The organism is Sphingobium sp. RAC03 (assembly GCF_001713415.1).
Classification (GTDB): Bacteria; Pseudomonadota; Alphaproteobacteria; order Sphingomonadales; family Sphingomonadaceae; genus Sphingobium.
Map to the genome: position 1 here is coordinate 2914426 of NZ_CP016456.1, position 20059 is coordinate 2934484.

Annotated in this window: 18 protein-coding genes and 1 tRNA gene; 6 read left to right on the plus strand and 13 right to left on the minus strand. The window is 65.0% G+C overall.

Translation table 11 applies throughout. The features are described 5' to 3' along the window. Positions 1-14: 14 nt before the first annotated feature. A complete protein-coding gene (locus tag BSY17_RS18680) occupies positions 15-1058 on the minus strand; it encodes a hypothetical protein (RefSeq protein WP_069066596.1) in 1044 nt (347 codons plus the stop codon). Positions 1059-1196: 138 nt separating this feature from the next. Here BSY17_RS18680 and BSY17_RS18685 point away from each other — a divergent pair, with 138 nt between their 5' ends. Beyond that, positions 1197-2129, plus strand: a complete 933-nt coding sequence (locus BSY17_RS18685; protein ID WP_069066597.1) for an NAD(P)H-dependent flavin oxidoreductase — start codon at positions 1197-1199, stop codon at positions 2127-2129. Here the strand turns inward: BSY17_RS18685 and BSY17_RS18690 are convergent. After that, positions 2124-3002, minus strand: a complete 879-nt coding sequence (locus BSY17_RS18690; RefSeq protein ID WP_069066598.1) for an alpha/beta fold hydrolase — start codon at positions 3000-3002, stop codon at positions 2124-2126. The genes BSY17_RS18685 and BSY17_RS18690 overlap by 6 nt on opposite strands. 147 nt (positions 3003-3149) lie before the next feature. After that, positions 3150-5114: a hybrid sensor histidine kinase/response regulator gene (locus BSY17_RS18695; protein ID WP_069066599.1), complete on the minus strand. Its 1965-nt coding sequence runs from the start codon at positions 5112-5114 to the stop codon at positions 3150-3152. Between the two features lie 186 nt (positions 5115-5300). Here BSY17_RS18695 and BSY17_RS18700 point away from each other — a divergent pair, with 186 nt between their 5' ends. Then, complete coding sequence (locus BSY17_RS18700; protein ID WP_069066600.1) at positions 5301-6209, plus strand: sugar kinase; 909 nt, start codon at positions 5301-5303, stop codon at positions 6207-6209. Positions 6210-6223: 14 nt separating this feature from the next. Here the strand turns inward: BSY17_RS18700 and BSY17_RS18705 are convergent. From BSY17_RS18705 to cyoA, 8 genes are all read right to left on the minus strand, one after another. Next, positions 6224-6297: transfer RNA gene (locus BSY17_RS18705), tRNA-Gly, on the minus strand. Positions 6298-6332: 35 nt separating this feature from the next. Beyond that, complete coding sequence (locus BSY17_RS18710) at positions 6333-6866, minus strand: response regulator transcription factor (RefSeq protein ID WP_069066601.1); 534 nt, start codon at positions 6864-6866, stop codon at positions 6333-6335. Next, positions 6856-8181, minus strand: coding sequence for an ATP-binding protein (locus BSY17_RS18715; protein ID WP_069066602.1), 1326 nt, complete (start codon positions 8179-8181; stop codon positions 6856-6858). The genes BSY17_RS18710 and BSY17_RS18715 overlap by 11 nt, the downstream gene beginning before the upstream one ends. Continuing rightward, positions 8178-8879, minus strand: coding sequence for an SURF1 family protein (locus tag BSY17_RS18720; protein ID WP_069066603.1), 702 nt, complete (start codon positions 8877-8879; stop codon positions 8178-8180). The genes BSY17_RS18715 and BSY17_RS18720 overlap by 4 nt, the downstream gene beginning before the upstream one ends. Positions 8880-9081: 202 nt before the next feature. Beyond that, positions 9082-9453 (minus strand): cytochrome o ubiquinol oxidase subunit IV, encoded by a 372-nt coding sequence (cyoD, locus tag BSY17_RS18725; protein WP_069066604.1) that lies wholly within the window; start codon positions 9451-9453, stop codon positions 9082-9084. Further along, positions 9450-10094, minus strand: coding sequence for a cytochrome o ubiquinol oxidase subunit III (cyoC, locus tag BSY17_RS18730; protein ID WP_069066605.1), 645 nt, complete (start codon positions 10092-10094; stop codon positions 9450-9452). The genes cyoD and cyoC overlap by 4 nt, the downstream gene beginning before the upstream one ends. A 4-nt stretch (positions 10095-10098) precedes the next feature. Further along, positions 10099-12117, minus strand: a complete 2019-nt coding sequence (cyoB, locus tag BSY17_RS18735; protein ID WP_069066606.1) for a cytochrome o ubiquinol oxidase subunit I — start codon at positions 12115-12117, stop codon at positions 10099-10101. A 192-nt stretch (positions 12118-12309) separates the two neighbouring features. Further along, a complete protein-coding gene (gene cyoA / locus BSY17_RS18740; RefSeq protein ID WP_069066607.1) occupies positions 12310-13449 on the minus strand; it encodes a ubiquinol oxidase subunit II in 1140 nt (379 codons plus the stop codon). Between the two features lie 165 nt (positions 13450-13614). On the opposite strand from cyoA, the gene BSY17_RS18745 reads away from it, so the two are divergent. Continuing rightward, on the plus strand, positions 13615-14967 hold the full coding sequence (locus tag BSY17_RS18745) for an MFS transporter (protein WP_069066608.1): 1353 nt from the start codon (positions 13615-13617) through the stop codon (positions 14965-14967). 24 nt (positions 14968-14991) lie between these two features. On the opposite strand, the gene BSY17_RS18750 is transcribed toward BSY17_RS18745, so the two are convergent. Then, positions 14992-15837: a glycosyltransferase gene (locus BSY17_RS18750; protein ID WP_069066609.1), complete on the minus strand. Its 846-nt coding sequence runs from the start codon at positions 15835-15837 to the stop codon at positions 14992-14994. 5 nt (positions 15838-15842) lie between these two features. Beyond that, positions 15843-17114, minus strand: a complete 1272-nt coding sequence (locus BSY17_RS18755) for an ammonium transporter (protein WP_069066610.1) — start codon at positions 17112-17114, stop codon at positions 15843-15845. Positions 17115-17235: 121 nt separating this feature from the next. On the opposite strand from BSY17_RS18755, the gene BSY17_RS18760 reads away from it, so the two are divergent. From BSY17_RS18760 to BSY17_RS18770, 3 genes are all read left to right on the plus strand, one after another. Beyond that, on the plus strand, positions 17236-17571 hold the full coding sequence (locus tag BSY17_RS18760) for a hypothetical protein (protein ID WP_069066611.1): 336 nt from the start codon (positions 17236-17238) through the stop codon (positions 17569-17571). A gap of 69 nt (positions 17572-17640) precedes the next feature. Next, positions 17641-18885: a TolC family protein gene (locus tag BSY17_RS18765; RefSeq protein WP_069066612.1), complete on the plus strand. Its 1245-nt coding sequence runs from the start codon at positions 17641-17643 to the stop codon at positions 18883-18885. 4 nt (positions 18886-18889) lie between these two features. After that, on the plus strand, positions 18890-20059 hold the full coding sequence (locus tag BSY17_RS18770; protein WP_069067081.1) for an efflux RND transporter periplasmic adaptor subunit: 1170 nt from the start codon (positions 18890-18892) through the stop codon (positions 20057-20059).

Sequence of the window (20059 nt, forward strand, 5' to 3'; positions counted from 1 at the left end):
CGGGAGGGGGTGGATCAAGCGTAGGGGAGGCGGTTGGTCAGAGACGGCGGTAAAGTGCCCACCACAAGAATGCGGGCATTGTGCCAGAGTGCCGAGAGCAGCAGGAGCGACGAACCGATTACCAGCGCGGTGAAGGCGGCTGATAGTTCAACCGCGCCCGCCTGCTTGAACAGGGCGTAGAGGGCGAAGAGGACATAAGCGAGGCTGGAGACCAGCAGCGCGCGCCGGTCGATCGCGAGGCCGACCAGACCGAAGGCGATGTAGAGCAGGATCACGACGACCGCCTTGCCGATGCTGATGTCGTCGCCCCGGAACACGCCGAGCAGGTTGAACAGCGAATGGGCGATCATCGGTGCGGCGGTCAGGTGCAGCCAGAAGGCGACATCGGCGCGGCGCGTGGTGCGTGTCCGATCGCTCATGTCCCAGCGCATGGCGAGCGCGAAAATGGCGAGGCCTCCGGCGAGCAGCAGCAGATAGGCCAGCCTTATATCGCCGGGGAAGGCGGCAAGGACGAGGCCGCCGACGACGCCAGCGGCGGCTGCCGCGCCCGCCGCGACCGTGATCGGCACCATGAAGCGCCGCCAGTGCATCCAGGCGGCCAGCGCGCTGACGGCCGCGACGCCCGATATGATCAGCGAAGCCACCCGATCGCCGACGTCGGGGAATATCTGGGCCGCCAACGCGCCCAGCGCGAAGGCGACACCGCCGACAAAGCCCGCGAGCAGCAGAATGGAGGGCAGCGCCATGCGCCGTTGGCGGGTGAAATATTCCGCCAGACCCCAACTGACCGCCGCGACCAGCGCGCCCGACATGAAGGAGGGATGATGTTCCGCCGCACCGAGTCGCACGCTGTTGCCGAGCCAGCCGACTGCGACGAGTAGGATGATACCGGCGATGGCGACGAATATGTCGTTGAAGCCGGTCAGGAGGCGGAAATTTTCTTCATCGACCACGGGGCTGGCGCGCAACTGAGCGACATGATCGCGCAGCGCCTGCGCGGCCTGCGGTGACAGGACGCCCGCCGTAACGGCATCCTGCAAGTCGCCTTCGCTATACATCGTCCAGCTCTCCTGTCGGTTTCGACCGCACGAAGCTACCACAACTGTATTATGTCATCAACACAGTTCCTTTTGCTCTTTTTCGCGACGCTGCGCGATGATAGCGCGGTAGGGCAAAAGAGAGAGGAAAGTCCGCCCATGTCCCTGCCGTCTGCGCTCGAAGGCCGCTTGTCGCTGCCGCTGATCGGATCGCCGATGTTCATCATTTCGCAGCCCGAATTGGTGATCGCCCAATGTCGTGCGGGGATTGTCGGTGCCTTTCCGTCGCTCAACGCCCGGCCGTCGGGTATGTTCGAACAGTGGCTGCAACGACTGGGCACGGAATTGACGGACGCGGACGCGCCGTTCGCCGTCAATCTGATCGTCCACAAGAGCAACAGCCGGTTGGACGAGGATCTGGACCTGTGCGTCCAATATCAGGTGCCGATCATCATCACGTCGCTGGGCGCGCAGGAGCGGGTGAATGCGGCGGTGCATAGCTATGGCGGTATCGTGTTGCACGACGTCATCAACGACCGTTTCGCCCGGAAGGCGATCGAGAAGGGAGCCGATGGCCTGATCGCCGTGGCGGCGGGGGCAGGGGGTCATGCCGGTACGTTGTCGCCCTTTGCGCTGGTGCAGGAAATCCGCGCCTGGTTCGATGGGCCGCTGGCGCTGTCGGGGTCGATCGCGACCGGACGCGCGATCGCCGCGGCACGGATGATGGGGGCGGACCTTGGCTATATGGGGTCGCCCTTCATCGCCACGACCGAGGCCAATGCGGATGGTGCCTATAAGCAGATGATCGTGGACAGCAGCGCGGGCGACATCGTCTATTCCGACGTGTTTACCGGCGTCCATGGCAATTATCTGCGCCCCAGCATCGTCGCGTCGGGCATGGACCCGGACAATCTGCCCAAGGCGACCGAAATGGACTTTGCCAGCATGACCGGGGGCGACAAGAAGGCGTGGCGCGACGTGTGGGGATGTGGCCAAGGGATCGGCGCGATTGATCAGGTGCAGCCCGCCGCCGACTTCATCGCGCAGTTGAAGGCGCAATATCGGTCGGCGATCGACGGTTTCACCTCATAGGAAGGCGCGCAGCTCGGCGATGAAGCGGTCGAACTGGTCGTGATGCAGCCAGTGGCCAGCGTCAGGAAATTCGACCAGCCGCGCATCGGCGAAATGCGCCATGCGGCCGTCCTTCGCCGGGTTTGACGCCCAGCTATCCTGCCCCAGACACAGCAGGGTCGGGCAAGTGATGCGCGACCAGAAATCGGGCAGGTCTGCGTCTGAGCCCGCCTGCGGCGCGGCGCTGCTGAGATAAGGGTCGAACTTCCAGCTGAAGCTGCCATCCTCATTGCGGTTGACGCCGTGGATGGTGAGGTGAAGGGCCTGTTCGACCGAAAGATGCTCGTTGCGTTCGCGCATGCGGCCGATCGCAGCCTCGATCGTGGCATAGCGTCTGGGCGTGCGGCGGGCATTGGCGCGGCGCGTGTCGATCCATTGCCGCCAGACGTCGAGCGATGCTTCCTCGGCCTTTTCCTTCAACCGATCAGGCGACAGGCCAAGCCCTTCGAGGGCGACGATGCGCTGGACCTTGTCCGGGAACAGGCCCGCATAGCGCAGCGCGATCGATCCGCCGAGCGAGTGGCCGACGATGGTGACGGGCGGGCGGTCGAGCAGGTCGACCAGCTGGGCCAGATCATAGAGATAATTGGCCATCATATAGGAGCCGTCGGGCGACCAGGCGCTGTCGCCATGGCCGCGCAGGTCCGGCGCGATGACATGATAGTCCTTCGCCAGCGCGCGTGCCGTCCAGTCCCAGCTGCGCCCATGATCGAAGCCGCCATGGACCAGGATCAAGACCGGTGCGGCGCTATTGCCCCAATCGAGATAGTGGAGCCGGGTGCGGAGCGAGGTGAAGAAATGCGAGGTCGGGGTCAGGGCGGTGGGCGTGTCCATGCAGTCCTGCTGGCCGGAGGAGAAGGTGGGGTGTTTGTCACTCCCTTTGGCGAACTCGCCCCTGCTTGCAAGGGCGGAGCGACCAAAATCGCGCAATTTTCCGATGTTTGCGCGATGATAGCGGTCGGTCGATCCCTTGCTGCCCCGCTATTCGCCGTCGACCGGCGGCAGGAGATGGGCCGTGCGCGCGGCGGCGGCGGCATGTCCGGCGGTGGCGACGATCCGTGCCAGTTCGGCCTGCCGGAACGGCTTGTCGAGGCGCGGGCGGCGGCTGGCATGGGGTGGCAATTCGGCGAAACCGGTGATGATGACGACCGGCAATCCCGGCCGCATCTGATCGATCCTGTCGGCAAGCTGCGCGCCGGTCATGCCCGGCATGGCATGGTCGGTGACCACCAGATCGACATCGCCTTGCTCCAGCATCCGCAAGGCTTCGGCGGCGTTCGATGCGCGGAACACGGTATGGCCCAGATCCTCCAACATGCCAGCGGTGTTGGTCAGCACCAGTTCGTCATCATCCACCGCAAGGATGACGAGGGGGACGCTGGGGTTATTGCTGTAATCGACGGGCGCTATGATGTCGGCGGCGGGACCAGCCTGCGACACGGGGAGCCAGAGCGAGACGGTCGTGCCTTCGCCCGGTTGGCTGGTGATAGTGAGCGATCCGCCGCATTGCTGGACGAAGCCATGGACCATCGACAGGCCAAGGCCGGTGCCCTTGCCGACGCCCTTGGTCGTGAAAAAGGGTTCGCGGGCGCGCTCGATCGTGGCGGCGTCCATGCCTTCGCCATTGTCGGCGACCGACAGCTCGACATAGGCGCCAGGCGACAGGTCTGGCCGGTCGCCCTGTTCGATGGTCCAGCCTTGCGCCGCGATGATGATGTCGCCGCCATTGGGCATGGCATCGCGCGCATTGACCGCGAGGTTCAAGATGGCGAGTTCGAGCTGCGCCGGGTCGGCATGGACATTGGCAAGCGACATCGGGAAGCGGGTTTCGATGGCGATGGCCCCGCCCAGCGTCGTTTGCAGCAGTTCCGCCATGCCCAGCACCAGCGCGACCGGATCGACGCTCTGCAGTTTCAATTCCTGTTTGCGGGCGAAGGCCAGCATTCGTTGCGTCAGCGTCGCGCCGCGTTCGGCCGCCGCCATGGCATTGTCGAGATAGCGGCTGATATCCGCGCCGTTCGCGATGCGTTGACGGGCAAGGTCGAGGCTGCCGACGATGACCGCGAGAAGATTGTTGAAATCATGGGCGACGCCGCCGGTCAGCTTGCCGATTGCGTCCATCTTCTGCGTCTGGATGATGGCATCACGCGCGGCGTCGAGCGCCTGTTGCGATTCGCGCCGTTCGGTCAGGTCGCGGGTGACCTTGGCAAAACCGAGCAACTGGCCATGGGAATCGCGGATGCAGTCGATGACGACATTGGCCCAGAAGCGCGATCCATCCTTGCGGATGCGCCAGCCTTCGGCTTCGAACCGGCCGTCGCGTTCGGCGGTGTGGAGCGCGCGCGAGGGTAGCCCCGCCATCCGATCCTCTTCCGAATAGAAGCGGGCGAAATTCTGGCCTAGGATTTCGTCGGCCTTATAGCCTTTGAAGCGTTCGGCCCCCATGTTCCAACTGGTGATCGTGCCCACCGGATCGAGCATGTAGATGGCATAGTCGGTGACGCTTTCGACCAGCAGGCGAAACCGCTCCTCGCTGGTGCGGAGCGCTTCCTGCACCGCGCGCCGTTCGGTCAAGTCGCGCGTGACCTTGGCAAAGCCCAGCAATTGGCCGTCCTGCGCATCGCGGATGGGGTCGATGACGACATTGGCCCAAAATTGCGTGCCGTCCTTGCGGACGCGCCAGCCTTCGGCTTCGAACCGGCCATCATGATCGGCGGTGTAGAGGGCCAGCGCGGGAATGCCGGTGGCTTGATCTTCCGGCGTGTAGAAGCGGGAGAAATGCTGGCCGATAATCTCGTCGGCGGCATAGCCCTTGAACCGCTCCGCGCCCGCATTCCAGCTGACCACTACGCCGTCGGCATCCAGCATGTAGATCGCATAGTCGGTAACGCTCTGAACCAGCAGTTCGAAGCGGTTGCCCGTATAACCGGATAGACCCTTGTTCATTATAGTCCCGATCAGGACGCCATGATCATGACGTCATCCCCTTGCCTTCAGGCAAACGCTAAAGCCGCCCGATCGTTCCACATGGTAGGAAGGCGGAGATGCGAACGGTGGGATGGGTTGACTTGGACGGCCGCTCTGCGCCACCACGCCCCGACATAGACGGGTTTGGCTGGACGGGATGTGGGCATGGGCGAGGGTGTGACGGTCACAGTGATTGGCGAAGCCATGCTGGAACTGAGCCGGGGGACGGGCGACAGCTGGAACCTGCGCTATGGCGGCGATGTCATCAATACGGCCGTGCATCTGGCCCGGTCGGGCGACAGGGTTCGGCTGGCAAGCGCGATGGGCAGCGACCCGATGAGCGCCGAGCTGTGTGCGGCATGGGAGGCCGAGGGCGTGGATACCTCGCTCGTGCTGCGCGCTGCCGACCGGCTGCCCGGCCTCTATGCGATCGAGACGGATGCGAGCGGGGAACGCAGCTTCCATTATTGGCGCAGCGAAGCGGCGGCACGGCGGATGTTCGTGCTGCCCGGCAGCGCGGCGATGGTCGCGGCGGCGGCGCAATCGGACCTGCTCTATTTCTCGCTGATCACGCTTGCCATCCTGCCCGATGAAGGGCGGGAGGCGTTGCTGGACCTGTGCGCGGCGGTGCGGGCGCGGGGCGGCAAGGTTGCCTTCGACGGCAATTACCGCGCGCGCCTGTGGGACGATGCGGCCACTGCGCGGCACTGGCGCGACCGGGCGATTGCGCTGGCCGATATTGGCCTGCCGACGCTGGCGGACGAAGTCGAGATGGGCGAGGCGGATGATGCGCAGGATGCCGCGACCCGCTGGGGCGCGGGTGAGGGCCGGGAGATCATCGTCAAGTTGGGCGGCGATGGCTGCCTGGTCGACGGGCAGATCGTACCCATTCCCCGATCGCTGGACGTCGTGGATTCAAGCGGCGCGGGCGATGCCTTCAACGGCGGCTATCTGCACGCCCGACTGGGCGGGGCGACACCGGCGGACGCCGCGCTGGCCGGGCATCGGCTGGCCGGATGGAATATCGGACGGCGGGGCGCGATCCCGCCAAAGGATGCTGACGCGCCTTATTAATCTATCGGTGAGTTTGGAGCGGGTGAGGGGAATCGAACCCCCGTCGTCAGCTTGGGAAGCTGCTGCTCTACCATTGAGCTACACCCGCGTTCGACTGCCCATTGCCACGGCGGAAATGCGCCGTCAACCAACCTGGCGCTTGGCCAGTTTGCGGGCCAGGGTGCGGCGATGCATGCCCAGACGGCGGGCGGCTTCGGAGATGTTGAAGTCGCTGTCTTTGAGCGCTTCGTGGATATGCTCCCATTCCAGCGTCTTGATCGACGTCGGGCGGGGGGCGAGCGGGGTGTCGGGATCGCCGCCGGAGCGGGCGAAGGCGGCCTCTATGTCGTCGGTGTTGGACGGTTTGGCGAGATAATGGGTGGCGCCCAGCTTGATCGCGTCCACGGCGGTCGCGATGCTCGCAAAACCGGTCAGCACGACGATGAGCATCGCGGGGTAATGGGCGTGCAGCGCCTGAACGCAGGCGAGGCCGGACTGGGGGCCGAGCTTGAGATCGACGACGGCAAAGCCGGGGCGGTGGTCGGCGAGGCGGGCGTTGACCGATTCCAGGCTGTCGGCGAGCAGGACGCTATAGCCGCGCCGCTCGAACGAGCGTTTGAGCGTGCGGGCGAAAGCTTCGTCATCCTCGACGATCAGCAACAGCCGTTCAGACGTCATTCTTGCCCTCCTCCAGAGCCAGAGTTGCGAGCGGCAGGCGCAGCAGGATCATCGCGCCGCCCTCTACGCTGTTGCTGGCATTCACCCGTCCGCCCAGCTTGCGCACGACATTGACCACCAGGAAGAGGCCGAGGCCGCCGCCCTGCTTGCCCTTGCTCGACCGATAGGGTTTGCCGACATCGGCCAGCATCTCTTCGCTAAAGCCGGGGCCATTGTCGCGCACGGCGATGTGGAGCCAGCGATTGTCGCGGCTGACGAGCATGTCGATATAGGTCGCGCCCGCTTCGCGCGCATTGTCGAGCAGGTTGGTGACGGCCTGGCGGATCACCGGGTCGGCGACGATGCGGGGATAGTCGTGCGGGCCAAAGTCGCAGCGCAGCGGCATGCCGGGATTGGCGCTGCGCCAGTCGCGGGCGATGGCATCGACGAAATCGCGGACATTGGTGATTTGCGGCGCTTCGCCGCGCGCTTCGCCGGCCGACATCAATATGCCCGACAGGATCGCCTTGCAGCGTTTGATGGCGGTTTCCATCTCGCCGACTTCCTCGACCAAGGCGGGGTGGCCAGTGATTTCGGGCATGTGGCGCCAGTCGCCCAGCACGACGGCCAGTTGGGCGAGCGGGGTGCCGAGTTCATGCGCGGCGCCCGATGCGAGCAGGCCCATGCGGACGATATGCTCCTCCTCCGCCGCCTGCTGCCGCAACCGGGCGAGATAGGCTTCGCGCTGTTGCAGGTTGCGGGTGATGCGGGTCATGAACAGGACCAGCAGCACCGCGATCATGGTGAGGCAGATCCAGGTGCCGATGATATGCAGGTCGAACAGGCGGCCTTCGAACGCTTCGCTCAGATCCAGGGGGCGGTAGAAGAGCGAGAGCATCGCGGCGCAGAGCGAGGAGATGGCAACGATGCCCCAGACGCTCCAGCGGTGGAGCAGGACAGCGCCCAGCGCCACCTGCACCAGATAGAGCGAGATGAAGGGGTTGGTCGCGCCGCCGCTCAGATACAGTTGGGTGGTCAGCGCCAGCACGTCGAACAGCAGTGCCAGGAAGAGTTCGGCATGAGAGATATCGGTGCGCCGCCGCAACACCATCATGCTGCCAAGGTTCATGGCCGCCGCGATGCAGGGGACCACCAGCATGGACGGGAAGGGCAGGCGGATGTCCATGGCATAATGGACGATCAGGATGGTCGCGACCTGCCCCGCGATCGCGATCCAGCGCAACTGGACCAGCAGCGCCATATTCTTGCGCCCGGCCGCATCGGCCGACCATTGGCTGGGGAGCCAGCGCGCGCGCAGGGGCGTGTTGCCCTTCATGCCCGGCGATCTTTTCCTGACTGGCGCATGACGAAGATATAGGCACCCGCGACCATCGCCGCCAGCGCGAACCAGGTGATGGCGTAGACAAGATGGTTGTTGGGGAACTGCACCACGGTCAGCCCGCCGATCGGCAGGGCGTCGGGCTGCGGTCCCGCATCGGCGTCTATGAAGTAAGGCAGCGTGGCGGGCAGGGCGCGGGCGGCGGCGATGGCGGCGACGTCACGCGAATACCAGCGGTCGGCGGCGGGATCATTGTCGCGCAGGAACCCGCCGCCCGGTTCGGTCAGGCGCAGCAGGCCGGTGATGCGGACTGGCCCCGTCGGGCGGGTGTAACTGGTGCGGGCGTCGGGCGGCACGAAGCCGCGATTGATCAGCAGAGTCGAGCCGTCCAAGCGCCGGAGCGGGGTCAGCACCCAGAAGCCGGGGCCGCGGACAGTCGACGCTTGTACCAGGGTCGCGCGGTCGTGGAGGAAAGTGCCGGTCGCGGCGACGCGGCGATATTCGTCGGATTTGGTCGCCTTGGCGGGCGCTGGCACCGGCGGGGCGTGAACGCGGACAGCGACCCGGACAATCAAATCGCGTTTCCACGCCAGCCGTTCGACCTGCCAAATGCCAAGCGTACATAGGGTCATAAACAGCAATGTCGCGATCAGCGTCACGCCGATCGGAAATTTCACCTTATTTGCCGATGTCATCGGTCATCCTCCCCTAGTAGGGGAGGTTTCGGGCCGCAGGCCAGACGGAGGGGTGTCGCCCCATCGATAGGGCGACACCCCTCCACCACTTCGTGGTCCCCCTCCCCTTGCAGGGGAGGATTTTGGTGCCAGGTTTGAGAACTACACAATCGCCAATGCCAAACCGTTGTGGTTCTGGATGTCTGCTAGAAGCATGTAGGTGTCACGGCATCTGGCTCATGTCATGCGTCATGGCGGGCATCATGTTGGTGTTGAGATGATACATGACCCACATCGAACCGGACAAGGTAATGACCACCAGGACCAAAGTGAACATCAGCGCCATCATCGACCAGCCGCCTTCCGAACGGGTGTTCATATGCAGGAAGTAAATCATGTGGACGACGATCTGAACGACCGCGAAGGCCATGATGACGAGCGCGGTAGTCTGCGTATTGGCGAAATAGCCGGTCATCACCAGCCAGAAGGGGATGGCCGTCAGCAGGACCGACAGGCCAAAGCCGATCATATAGCTGCCCATCGTGCCGTGGGCGCCATGCGCCTCGCCGTGAGTGTCGTGATCGTGCGCGCTCATCGCAGCATCCCCATGAGATAGACGAAGGTGAAGACGCCGATCCAGATGACGTCCAGGAAGTGCCAGAACATGCTGAGGCACATCAGGCGGCGCTGGTTGGCGGGGATCAGCCCCTTTTTGGCGACCTGCACCATCAGCGTCACCAGCCAGATGATGCCGAAGGTGACGTGCAACCCGTGGGTGCCGACCAGTGCGAAGAAGGCGGACAGGAAGCCCGACCGCTGCGGCGTCGCGCCCTCATGGATGAGGTGCGCGAATTCGTAGAGTTCGATGCCAAGGAAGGCGAGGCCGAACAGGCCGGTAATGGCCAGCCAGCCCTGGGTCGCTGCAATCTTGTTCTTTTCCATCGACAACATGGCAAAGCCATAGGTGATGGACGAGAAGAGCAGCATCGCGGTGTTGAGCGCGACGAGGTTCAGGTCGAACAGGTCGCGCGGCCCTGGCCCCGCGGCATAGCTGCCGCTCAGCACCGCATAGGTGGCAAACAGGCAGGCGAAGATGAGGCAGTCGCTCATCAGGTAGATCCAGAAGCCCAGCGACGTGCTGGAGCCTTCGGGATGATGCGGTTCCTCCCCCAAGTGGAAGAGGGGCTTGCCGTCCTGGTCGAGGAAGGCGGGGTCGATCTTGGAGCGTGTGGCCATGATGTTAGCCCTGTGTTGCGAGCAGCGCGCTGCGCTCGCCCTCGGTGCGCTCGACCACATCCTGCGGGATGTAGAAGTCGCGCTTATAGTTGAAGGTATGGCCGATCGCGACGGCAAGGATGCCGACGAAGGACAGGCCCGCCAGCCACCAGATGTACCAGATCATGCCGAAGGAGAAGGCCACGGACAGGCCGGCGATGATCAGGCCGGTTGCGGTATTGGACGGCATATGGATCGCCTTGTAGCCGGTCAGGGGACGCTGATAGCCGCGCTTCTTCATGTCCGCCCAGGCGTCGCCATCATGGATGACGGGCGTGAAGGCGAAATTATAGTCTGGCGGCGGCGAACTGGTCGCCCATTCCAGCGTGCGGCCGTCCCAGGGATCGCCGGTCGTGTCGCGCAGCTGATCGCGATTCTTGATGCTGACCGCGAACTGGATGAACATGCAGGCGATGCCCGCCGCGATCATCACCGCGCCCAGCGCCGCGATCTGGAACCAGATTTGCAAGCTCGGATCATCGAACACGCGCATCCGGCGGGTGACGCCCATCAGGCCCAGCACATAGAGCGGCATGAAGGCGGTCCAGAAACCCACGACCCAAAGCCAGAAGCTGCGCTTGCCCCAGGTGGTTTCCAGCCGGAAACCGAATGCCTTGGGCCACCAATAGTTGATCGCCGCGAACAGGCCGAACAGCACGCCGCCGATGATCACATTATGGAAATGCGCGATCAGGAACAGCGAGTTGTGCAGCACGAAGTCGGCCGGTGGCACGGCGAGCAGTACGCCGGTCATGCCGCCCACGGTGAAGGTCAGCATGAAAGCGACCGTCCACATCATCGGCAGCTCGTAGCGGATGCGGCCGCGATACATGGTGAACAGCCAGTTGAAGAGCTTGGCCCCGGTCGGGATGGAGATGACCATCGTCGTGATGCCAAAGAAGCTGTTGACGCTGGCGCCCGACCCCATGGTGAAGAAATGGTGCAGCCAGACGAGATAGCTGAGCAGCGCGATGACGATCGTCGCATAGACCATCGAGCTATAGCCAAAGAGGCGCTTGGACGAGAAGGTCGAGGTGACTTCGGAGAACACGCCGAACAGCGGCAGGATGAGGATATAGACTTCCGGGTGACCCCAGATCCAGATCAGGTTCACATACATCATGGGGTTGCCGCCCATGTCGTTGGTGAAGAAGGCGGTGCCGATATAGCGGTCGAGGCTGAGCAGTGCCAGCACGGCGGTCAGCACCGGGAAGGCGGCGACGATCAGCACGTTGGCGCAGAGCGAGGTCCAGGTGAAGATGGGCATCTTCATCATGGTCATGCCGGGCGCGCGCATCTTGACGATGGTCGCGATCAGGTTGACGCCGGACAGCAAGGTGCCGATGCCCGCTATCTGCAGGCCCCAGATATAATAATCGACGCCGACGCCCGGTGAGTAAGCGATGCCCGACAGCGGCGGATAGGCAAGCCAGCCGGTCCGCGCGAACTCACCGACGAACAGCGACATCATGACGATGATCGCGCCCGCCGTGGTCATCCAGAAGCTGAAATTATTGAGGAAGGGGAAAGACACGTCGCGCGCGCCGATCTGAAGCGGGACGATATAGTTCATGATCCCGGTGATCATCGGCATTGCGACGAAGAAGATCATGATGACGCCATGCGCCGTGAAAATCTGGTCGTAATGATGCGCGTTCAGATAGCCTTCGGAACCGTTGAAGGCCATCGCCTGGTGCAGGCGCATCATGATCGCGTCGGCAAAACCGCGCAGGAACATGATGAGCCCCAGGATCATATACATGATGCCGATGCGCTTATGATCGACGGTGGTGAACCAGTCGTTCCAGAGCGTGCCCCAGAGTTTATATTTGGTAACCAGCCCGAACACCACCGCGCCCCCCAGCGCGACCATCAGGAAGGTGCCGACGACGATCGGCTCATGCAGCGGGAGCGAACTCCAGTCGAGACGACCGAAGATCAGCTTCCAGATGCCACTATTTTCGGAGGCGGGATGCGGGGACATGGGCGTTACGGCCTTGATGTGGAGAGAAGGGGGGTGGGGAGACAAAGGTGTTTATAAAGCCCCTCCCCTTCAGGGGAGGGGTTGGGGTGGGGGCGTGCGGCAAGTGCGGTGCCAAGAGGATGGCCCCCACCCCCGGCCCTCGGATCGAGGCGCGTGGCTCGATCCGACCTGAAGGGGAGGGGAGAAAGAGCCTTAATTCCCATGATGCGCTCCATGCCCGTCATGGTCCTGCTGACCCGGTGCCTGGTTGCCCTGCGCGGCGGGGGTCTGCTCGGCAGCCGGGGTCATGCCGGCGGGCTGGGCGATCTCGCCCTTCTTGCCGGGTTCGACCGGGTGATAGCCGCCGACGTCGATCGTGCCGTCATGGCGCAGGCCCTTGGTATCGTGGGCCGATTCCTTGCCAGCGCCGCCATGCATGTCGGTCATCATGATCTCGTCCATGCAGCGCTTGCCTGGTTGCGCGCACATGTTGAGCGCGGCGTGGAACAGGCGGGGCTCGACGCCCGCGAAATATAGGGGCTTCACCTTCTCGCTCGGCTGTTCCAGCTTCACATAGGTCGCGCGGTCGAGCGTCGCCCCGCTGGCCTTCACGCGGGCGACCCACTGGTCGAACCCGCCCTGATCCATGGCGTGGAACTTGAAGCGCATGTTGGAGAAGCCTGCGCCGGAATAGTTGGCGGAGAAGCCATCGAACGTGCCGGGCTTGTTGGCGACGGCGTGAAGCGTCGTCTGCATGCCGGGCATCGCATAGATCTGACCCGCCAGCGCAGGCACGAAAAAGCTGTTCATGATGGTCGAGGAGGTGATCTTGAACTCGATCGGCCGATCGACTGGCGCGGCCAGTTCATTGACCGTCGCGATGCCGAGTTCGGGGTAGATGAACAGCCACTTCCAATCCATCGCCACCACTTCGACCTGCAGGCGCTTGGCCGCAGGATCAACCTTGCGCGCCGAATCGATACGCTCGATCGGGCGATAGGGGTCAAGCAGATGGGTGCTGGTCCAGGTCACCGCGCCAAGCGCGATGATGATCAGCAGCGGGGCCGACCAGATCAACAGTTCCAGGCTGGTGGAATGATCCCAGTCGGGATCATAATCTTCCGCTTGCGCCTTGGCGCGATATTTCCAGGCGAACCAGCCGATCGTGCCCATGACGGGCAGGACGATCAGCAGCATCAGCGCTGTCGATATCAAAATGAGGTCGCGTTGTTGCATTGCAACATCGCCCGACGGGGCCATGACCACCCAGTCGCATGCGCCGAGCGGCAGCAGCAGGAGGGGAGCGAATCGGCGCAGAAATGCGCGGCTTGGGGCGGGCGTGCGGGCGATCATGAGGTTCGTCTAGTCGGGAAAATTCCGGGGTGACATTGGACCTTTTGTCCTATCCCTGCGCAGTGGCGAAATGGGGCATGGGTATATTTGACCACCGGAATGATTCGTCGTGCAGCCTTGTGCGGCCCCGGATCGTTCCCGCAGCATGAAGGCCCGTTTCACGCCATGACCTCCGCGACGACCACGCCCGGCCCTGATCTGGAGACCAACTCCACCCAGGCGGAACGCGACATGCGCAACCTTCACGCCCATGACGGCAAGAAGATCGCGCCGGGCGAGATCGCCATCGGCGTGATCATCGGCCGGACGTCGGAGTTTTTCGACTTCTTCGTCTACGCGATCGCATCGTGCATCGTCTTTCCCGCGCACGTCTTTCCCTATCTGTCGCCGCTCGAAGGGACTCTCTGGTCGTTCGCCATCTTCGCGCTGGCGTTCGTCACGCGGCCGATCGGGTCGTTGATCTTCATGGCGGTGGACCGTCGCCTCGGGCGCGGGGTGAAACTGACCATTGCGCTGTTCCTGCTGGGCGGATCGACCGCGGCCATCGCCTTCCTGCCGGGCTATGAGACGATCGGCCATTGGTCGGCGGTGCTGCTGGCGCTGTTCCGAGCCGGGCAGGGCGTGGCGCTGGGCGGGACATGGGACGGGCTTGCCTCGCTCCTGTCGCTCAACGCGCCGCAGGCCAAGCGCGGCTGGTATGCGATGATGCCGCAATTGGGCGCGCCGTTGGCGCTGATCGTGGCGGCGGGGCTGTTCGCCTTCTTCCTCTCCACCCTGTCCACTGCCGATTTTCTCAGCTGGGGCTGGCGCTATCCCTTCTTCGTCGCCTTTGCCATCAACGTCGTGGCGCTGTTCGCGCGGTTGCGGATCGTGGTGACGGAGGAATTTGCGCGGCTTTATGAAGCGCGCGAATTGCAGCCTTCGCCGGTGATCGAAACCGTGCGCAGCGAAGGGCGCAACATCGTCATCGGGGCGTTCGCGCCGCTGGCGAGCTTTGCGCTGTTCCATATGGTCACGGTGTTCCCGCTGTCGTGGATCGCGCTTTACACCGACGAGCCGCTGGAACGCTTTTTGATGATCGAGGTCATCGGCGCGTTCGTGGGTGTGCTGGCGATCATCGTGTCGGGCTTCGTCGCGGACATGATCGGGCGGCGTCGGCTGCTCGGCTATTCGGCGGTAGGTACGGCCTTCTTTGCGGTCGCCGCGCCGTTGCTGCTCAATGGCGGCGATCTGGGCGAAGTGGCGTTCATGGTGATCGGCTTCATCCTGCTGGGGTTGAGCTTTGGCCAGTCGTCGGGGGTGGTCGCGTCCAACTTCCGCTCCGCGACGCGCTATACGGGGTCGGCGCTGACGTCGGATCTGGCGTGGCTGGTTGGTGCAGGGTTCGCGCCGCTGGTGGCGCTGCTGATCTCGACCGAGTTCGGGCTGGCGGCGTCGGGTGCCTACCTGCTGTCCGGCGCGATCGTCACCGGTTTTGCCCTGTTCGTGAACAAGGAACTGGCGGGCCGCGACCGTTAAATTGAGCGCCGCATCCGGGGCTTTTCAGGAAGATCGGCGCATCCGCGCCAGGGCCTTGCGGTCGAACCAGCCGGTGAGGCCGGGGCGCGGGCGGAAGCGGGGGAGCCAGTCGGGATAGAGGCTGGCGAGGCGCGGGGACAGGCCGTCCGGCCCCTCCCGCGTCATGATGTCGGAAACGATCCGGTTCTGGAAGAAGCGCACCGAATAATTGACCAGGCGCTTATATTGCATCGTCCAGGTCGAGGGGCGAACGAGGCTGACCTGCTCGCACAGAAAGCCAGCCGCGTCGCAGGCCAGCACCCGGCCATGCTGCCAGTCGGCATCACTGGCGAGATTGGTATGCGCCCAAGCGGCGACCAGGCCATCATCGCCGATCAGATCGTCCGGCAGGCGCAGACCGCGCGCGCGGATCGCCGCGACGAACGGTCCTGATAAAGCATAGAGATCGCCGAACAGGCCGCCTTCGATCTTGAGGTTTCGGCGATAGAATTCGGCCATGCGTCCGTTCATCGGCATGCCAGCACTGGCATTGGCTTTGGGGTTGGCGGCGAGGTCCGCGACCAGCGCGTCGATCGACCCTGCAACGATCTGCGCGTCGCCATCCATGAAGATGACGGCGTCTTCGCTCCCGCTGAGCAGATCATGGACCATATGGTTCCAGGTGCGCGATTTGCCGCCCGCCTTGATATCGTGGACGATGACGTTGGTGCGCCCGCCCGCCGCCGCCGTGGCGCGGGCGACGGTGGCGTCGGTCGTGCCGTTGACCAGCACATGGAAAAGTGTGTCAGGCCGGTCGAGCGGAAGCGAGGCCAGGCAGGCGCCGATCCGGCGCTCTTCCTGATGAGCGAAGATGGCGACGGCGACGGCCATGGCGTCTAGCGGAAGTCCCAGCCCTGCTGGCCATGCTGGGCCAGATCGAGGCCGTCCGCTTCCTCCTGCGCACTGGCGCGCATGGGGATCAGCATCGAGACGATCAGCGCGGCGATGGCGCTGCCCACCATGGCCCACAGCGCAACGATGACGAGGCCGATGGCCTGCGAGATCAGCGCGCTGGTCAGGGTAATGCCGATGTCGAAGCCGACCCCGCCCATCAGCGGCAGGGCGAAGACGGGCAGGAGCAGCATGCCGATCGCGCCGCTAAGGCCGTGGATGACGAAGACGCTGGCGCTGTCATCGACATGGCGGGCGACAAGGGGCTGTGCGAGGCGGCACACGAACGCGGCGATCACGCCGATCAGCATCGCGCCCCCGGTACCGACCAGCGCGGCCGAGGCGGCGATGGCGGCGATCCCGGCCAGGGCACCCGACATTATGCCGGTGGCGGTGGTGCGCTTGCCCAGCACATGGTCGAGCAGCGCCCAGGTCAGCGCAGCGGCGCAGGCGGCGAAATGATGGTTGAGCAGCGCGGTTGCGGCATCGTCGGTCGCGCCGAGCGCCCAGCCGCCGACCATGCCGGACAGGCCGATCCACAGCAGCGCTCCGCCCGCGAGGCTGAGAACCGGCGCATGGCCGACACTGGCGGGATCGCGCCTGCGTCCGGCGATCAACGCCAGCGCAAGGGCGGAGAAGCCCGCGACGCCATGGACGACCAGACCGCCGGCAAAATCCATGACGCCCAAGTCCGCGAGCCAGCCGCCGCCCCACACCGCATGGGTGATCGGCGCATAGACGAGCAGCAGCCAGAGCGGCGCAAATCCCAAGAACCAGCCGATCCGCGTGCGTTCGGCGACGGCACCGACCAACAGGCAGGCGGCGAACAGGGCAAGGGTGAGCTGGAACAGAACGAAGGCGGATTCGGGGACCGTCAGCCCGTCGCGCAATTGCGCGAGATTGGCGAGCAGCAGGTTCGCCCCGCCGCCGAGCCAGGCGCTGCCCGGTGCATAAGCGAGGCTGTAGCCGACGATCGCCCAGGCCAGCGACACGGTCGCGATGACGCCCGCGCCCTGCGCCATGACCGAGAGCGCGTTGCGGACATTGACCTGGCCCGCATGGCGCAGCATCAATCCCGGCAAGGCCGCAAGCAGGATCAGCAGCGCGCAGACCATCATCCAGCCGGTGTCGCCGCTGTCGGCGACGGCGATCTGGGCATAAGCGGTGTGCGGCGCGACCAGCGCGGCGATCAGGGGCAAGGTCAGAACAAAGCGCATCGGCAATCCCGGCAATCCAAACAGGCCCCCGTCCTAGCGCGGACAGGGTAAAGTTTTCGATAAGCAGCCGCCCCTATCAGCGGACGATGACAGGCGCGTGCAAGACTGTTAAGGGCAAGCCATGCGGGGTTTGCTGTCTTTCTTTGCGGCGGTCATGATTCTCCTCTCCATGGGGATGGGAACGCTTGCGCATGCGACCGAGGCTTTGGGCTGCGTCGAGGATGAGGCCAGCCTGTCGATCAGCGCGGCCGATGTGCATGGCGACCTGCAACCCGGCGACGCGGATAATGGCCTGCCGCACAATCATGGTGGCTGCCATGGCCATCATGTCGGCACGGCGGGATCGCGCGTTTCCTTTGATGGGACGGTGGCGACCCGCGATGGGCTGATGATCCCCCCGGCGCCGCGCCTGTCCGCTGTGGAGCCTGCCCGGACATTGCGCCCGCCCATCGCCTGACATCGACCGAATAGGCCGCGCTCGCCTGGCGTCGCGGTTCCTTTCTCGTTGATTTCAGGAATTATCTTCATGAAACGCATCCTTGCGGCCTGTCTGGTCGTGTCGTGCTGCACCGGCGCCCTTGCGGCACGGGCGGACGAACCATCTTTTACCTTGGCGCAAGCGCTGGAACGCGCGGGCGCGACATCGCCCGCTATCGAAAGCGGCGCGGCGGGTGTGCTGGCCGCGCAGGCCGCGCGCGCCGTCGCGGGGCTGCGGCCCAATCCCGAACTGAATATCCAGACCGAAAATGTCGCGGGCAGCGGCGACTATCGGGGTTTTCGCAGCGCCGAGACGACCGCGCAGGTCACGCTGCCGCTGGAACTGGGCGGCAAGCGCCCGGCGCGGGTCGCGCTGGCCAATGCGCAGCAGGATCGGGCGCAGATCGAACAGGCGGTGATCGCCGCCGACCTGCGGCTGGTCGTGACGCAGGCCTATGTCACCGCCGTTTCGGCGGCGGAGCGGGCGACGGTCGCGCAGCGGCAGGTGGCGATTGCGGCGGAAGCCTTGCGGTCGGCGCAGGTGCGCGTGCGGGCGGGGCGTGCCTCGCCTTTGGAGGCGCAACGGGCCGAACTGGCGCATCTCAATGCGCAGGCAACGCAGGAACAGGCCGAACGGTTGGCCAGTGTCGCCCGCGCCAATCTGGGCCGGATGATCGGCGCGCCAGTAGCAGGCGCGCTCGACCTGCGCTGGTTCGAGACGCTGGCCGTGGCGGGGCCGGTCGATCGCGCGGCGGTGAGCGACATGCTGACGGCACGCGCTGCCGCGCTCGATGTGGCGACGGCCGATGCCCAAGTGCGGCTGGCGGGCGCGCAACGCGTGCCTGACCTGCAACTGTTCGCTGGCCCTCGCCGCCTGTCGGGCAGCAACGACACGGCGATGCTGATGGGCATCAACATTCCGTTGCAGATCTTCGACAATGGCGGCGCGGCGCAGGCGCAGGCGCGGGCCGAGCGGCAACGCGCCGATGCGACCCGGCGGATGACCGAAATCCAGCTCGACCAGGCCATCGCTTCGGCAGACGCGGAGGTCGCCAATGCCGAAACCGCGGCGCGCATCGCCAGTGGCCCGGCGCTTGCCGCCGCGCAGGAAGCGGCGCGGATCGCGCGCATCGGCTATCGCGAGGGCAAGTTCGGGCAGATCGACCTGATCGAAGCCGAACGCACTTTGCTCGACACCCGCATGGCCGCGATCGATGCGCTGGCCACCTATCATGATGCTTCGGCGCGCCGCGACCGGCTGGTCGCCCCGGCATCCCAGATTGCGAAAGATTGATCCGATGAGAAAATGGACATTGTCGGCGGCCTTGCCGCTGTTCCTGGTGCTGGCCGCCTGTGGCGAGACGGCACCGCAGAACGAAGCGCATGATGAGGCGGGTCACGCCGAAGAGCATGATGAGGAAGGCGAGGAGGATCATGCGGAAGAGGAGGGGGCAATCACCCTGTCCGAAGCGCAGATCCGTAGCGCGGGCATATTGCTGGTGCCCGTCGGCATGGCGGGATCGGGCGGGGCGGCAAGCCTGCCCGCGACGATCGAGGCCGATCCGCAAGGCATGCAGGTGGTGACGGCGGCGGTCGGTGGCCGGATCGTCGCGCTCCATCGCAATCTGGGCGAGGCGGTGCGGCGGGGCGATCCGCTGGCTGTCATCGAAAGCCGCGAGGCGGCACAGATGCAGGGCGAGATCGAGGCGGCCCGCGCTCGGCTGGCGCTGGCGCGCAGCAATTTGGGGCGGGAGCAAAGGCTGTTCGCCGAGAAAGTATCGCCCGAACAGGATCTGATCGCGGCGCGCACGACTGCGACCGAAGCGGGGATTGCGCTGCGGCTGGCGCAGCAGCAACTGGCCGCGACGGGCCGCGCCGGCGGTGGCCTCAACCGTATCGGCCTGCCTTCGCCAATCGGCGGGCAAGTCGTCAGCCGCAGCGCGATGCTGGGGCAGGTGGTAGCGGCTGACACCGAACTCTATCGCGTCGCCAATCTTGGCAAGCTCTCGGTCACTCTGTCCTTGTCCGCTGCCGATGCCGCAACCTTGCGACCGGGCGGCATGGTCACGGTGACCGCGCCAGGGCGCACGGCGCAGGCACGCATCAGCTTCGTCTCGCCAATCCTCGACGCGCAGACCCGGCTGGTCCCGATCATCGCCACCATCGACAATCGCGACGGGCAATGGCGCGTGGGCGAGAATGTCACCGCCGCCGTCGACCTGCCGTCCAGGGATGGCGGGCGCGCCATCGCCGTGCCGCAGATCGCGGTGCAGACGGTCGAGGGAAAGAGCAGCGTATTCGTGCGCACCCGCTCCGGGTTTCAGGCCGTTCCCGTCGAAGTGGGGCCAGTGAGCGGGGATCGCGTCATTATCACCAAGGGATTGAAGGGCGGCGAACGGATCGCCGCCACCGGCAGCTTCACGCTCAAGGCCGAACTCGGCAAGGGCGAAGCGGAACATGGGCATTGA

Coding starts and splice junctions, on each gene's coding strand:
- BSY17_RS18680 (WP_069066596.1), bottom strand. CDS start 1,058: ATGTATAGCGAAGGCGACTTGCAGGATGCCGTTACGGCGGGCGTCCTG.
- BSY17_RS18685 (WP_069066597.1), top strand. CDS start 1,197: ATGTCCCTGCCGTCTGCGCTCGAAGGCCGCTTGTCGCTGCCGCTGATC.
- BSY17_RS18690 (WP_069066598.1), bottom strand. CDS start 3,002: ATGGACACGCCCACCGCCCTGACCCCGACCTCGCATTTCTTCACCTCG.
- BSY17_RS18695 (WP_069066599.1), bottom strand. CDS start 5,114: ATGAACAAGGGTCTATCCGGTTATACGGGCAACCGCTTCGAACTGCTG.
- BSY17_RS18700 (WP_069066600.1), top strand. CDS start 5,301: ATGGGCGAGGGTGTGACGGTCACAGTGATTGGCGAAGCCATGCTGGAA.
- BSY17_RS18710 (WP_069066601.1), bottom strand. CDS start 6,866: ATGACGTCTGAACGGCTGTTGCTGATCGTCGAGGATGACGAAGCTTTC.
- BSY17_RS18715 (WP_069066602.1), bottom strand. CDS start 8,181: ATGAAGGGCAACACGCCCCTGCGCGCGCGCTGGCTCCCCAGCCAATGG.
- BSY17_RS18720 (WP_069066603.1), bottom strand. CDS start 8,879: ATGACATCGGCAAATAAGGTGAAATTTCCGATCGGCGTGACGCTGATC.
- cyoD (WP_069066604.1), bottom strand. CDS start 9,453: ATGAGCGCGCACGATCACGACACTCACGGCGAGGCGCATGGCGCCCAC.
- cyoC (WP_069066605.1), bottom strand. CDS start 10,094: ATGGCCACACGCTCCAAGATCGACCCCGCCTTCCTCGACCAGGACGGC.
- cyoB (WP_069066606.1), bottom strand. CDS start 12,117: ATGTCCCCGCATCCCGCCTCCGAAAATAGTGGCATCTGGAAGCTGATC.
- cyoA (WP_069066607.1), bottom strand. CDS start 13,449: ATGATCGCCCGCACGCCCGCCCCAAGCCGCGCATTTCTGCGCCGATTC.
- BSY17_RS18745 (WP_069066608.1), top strand. CDS start 13,615: ATGACCTCCGCGACGACCACGCCCGGCCCTGATCTGGAGACCAACTCC.
- BSY17_RS18750 (WP_069066609.1), bottom strand. CDS start 15,837: ATGGCCGTCGCCGTCGCCATCTTCGCTCATCAGGAAGAGCGCCGGATC.
- BSY17_RS18755 (WP_069066610.1), bottom strand. CDS start 17,114: ATGCGCTTTGTTCTGACCTTGCCCCTGATCGCCGCGCTGGTCGCGCCG.
- BSY17_RS18760 (WP_069066611.1), top strand. CDS start 17,236: ATGCGGGGTTTGCTGTCTTTCTTTGCGGCGGTCATGATTCTCCTCTCC.
- BSY17_RS18765 (WP_069066612.1), top strand. CDS start 17,641: ATGAAACGCATCCTTGCGGCCTGTCTGGTCGTGTCGTGCTGCACCGGC.
- BSY17_RS18770 (WP_069067081.1), top strand. CDS start 18,890: ATGAGAAAATGGACATTGTCGGCGGCCTTGCCGCTGTTCCTGGTGCTG.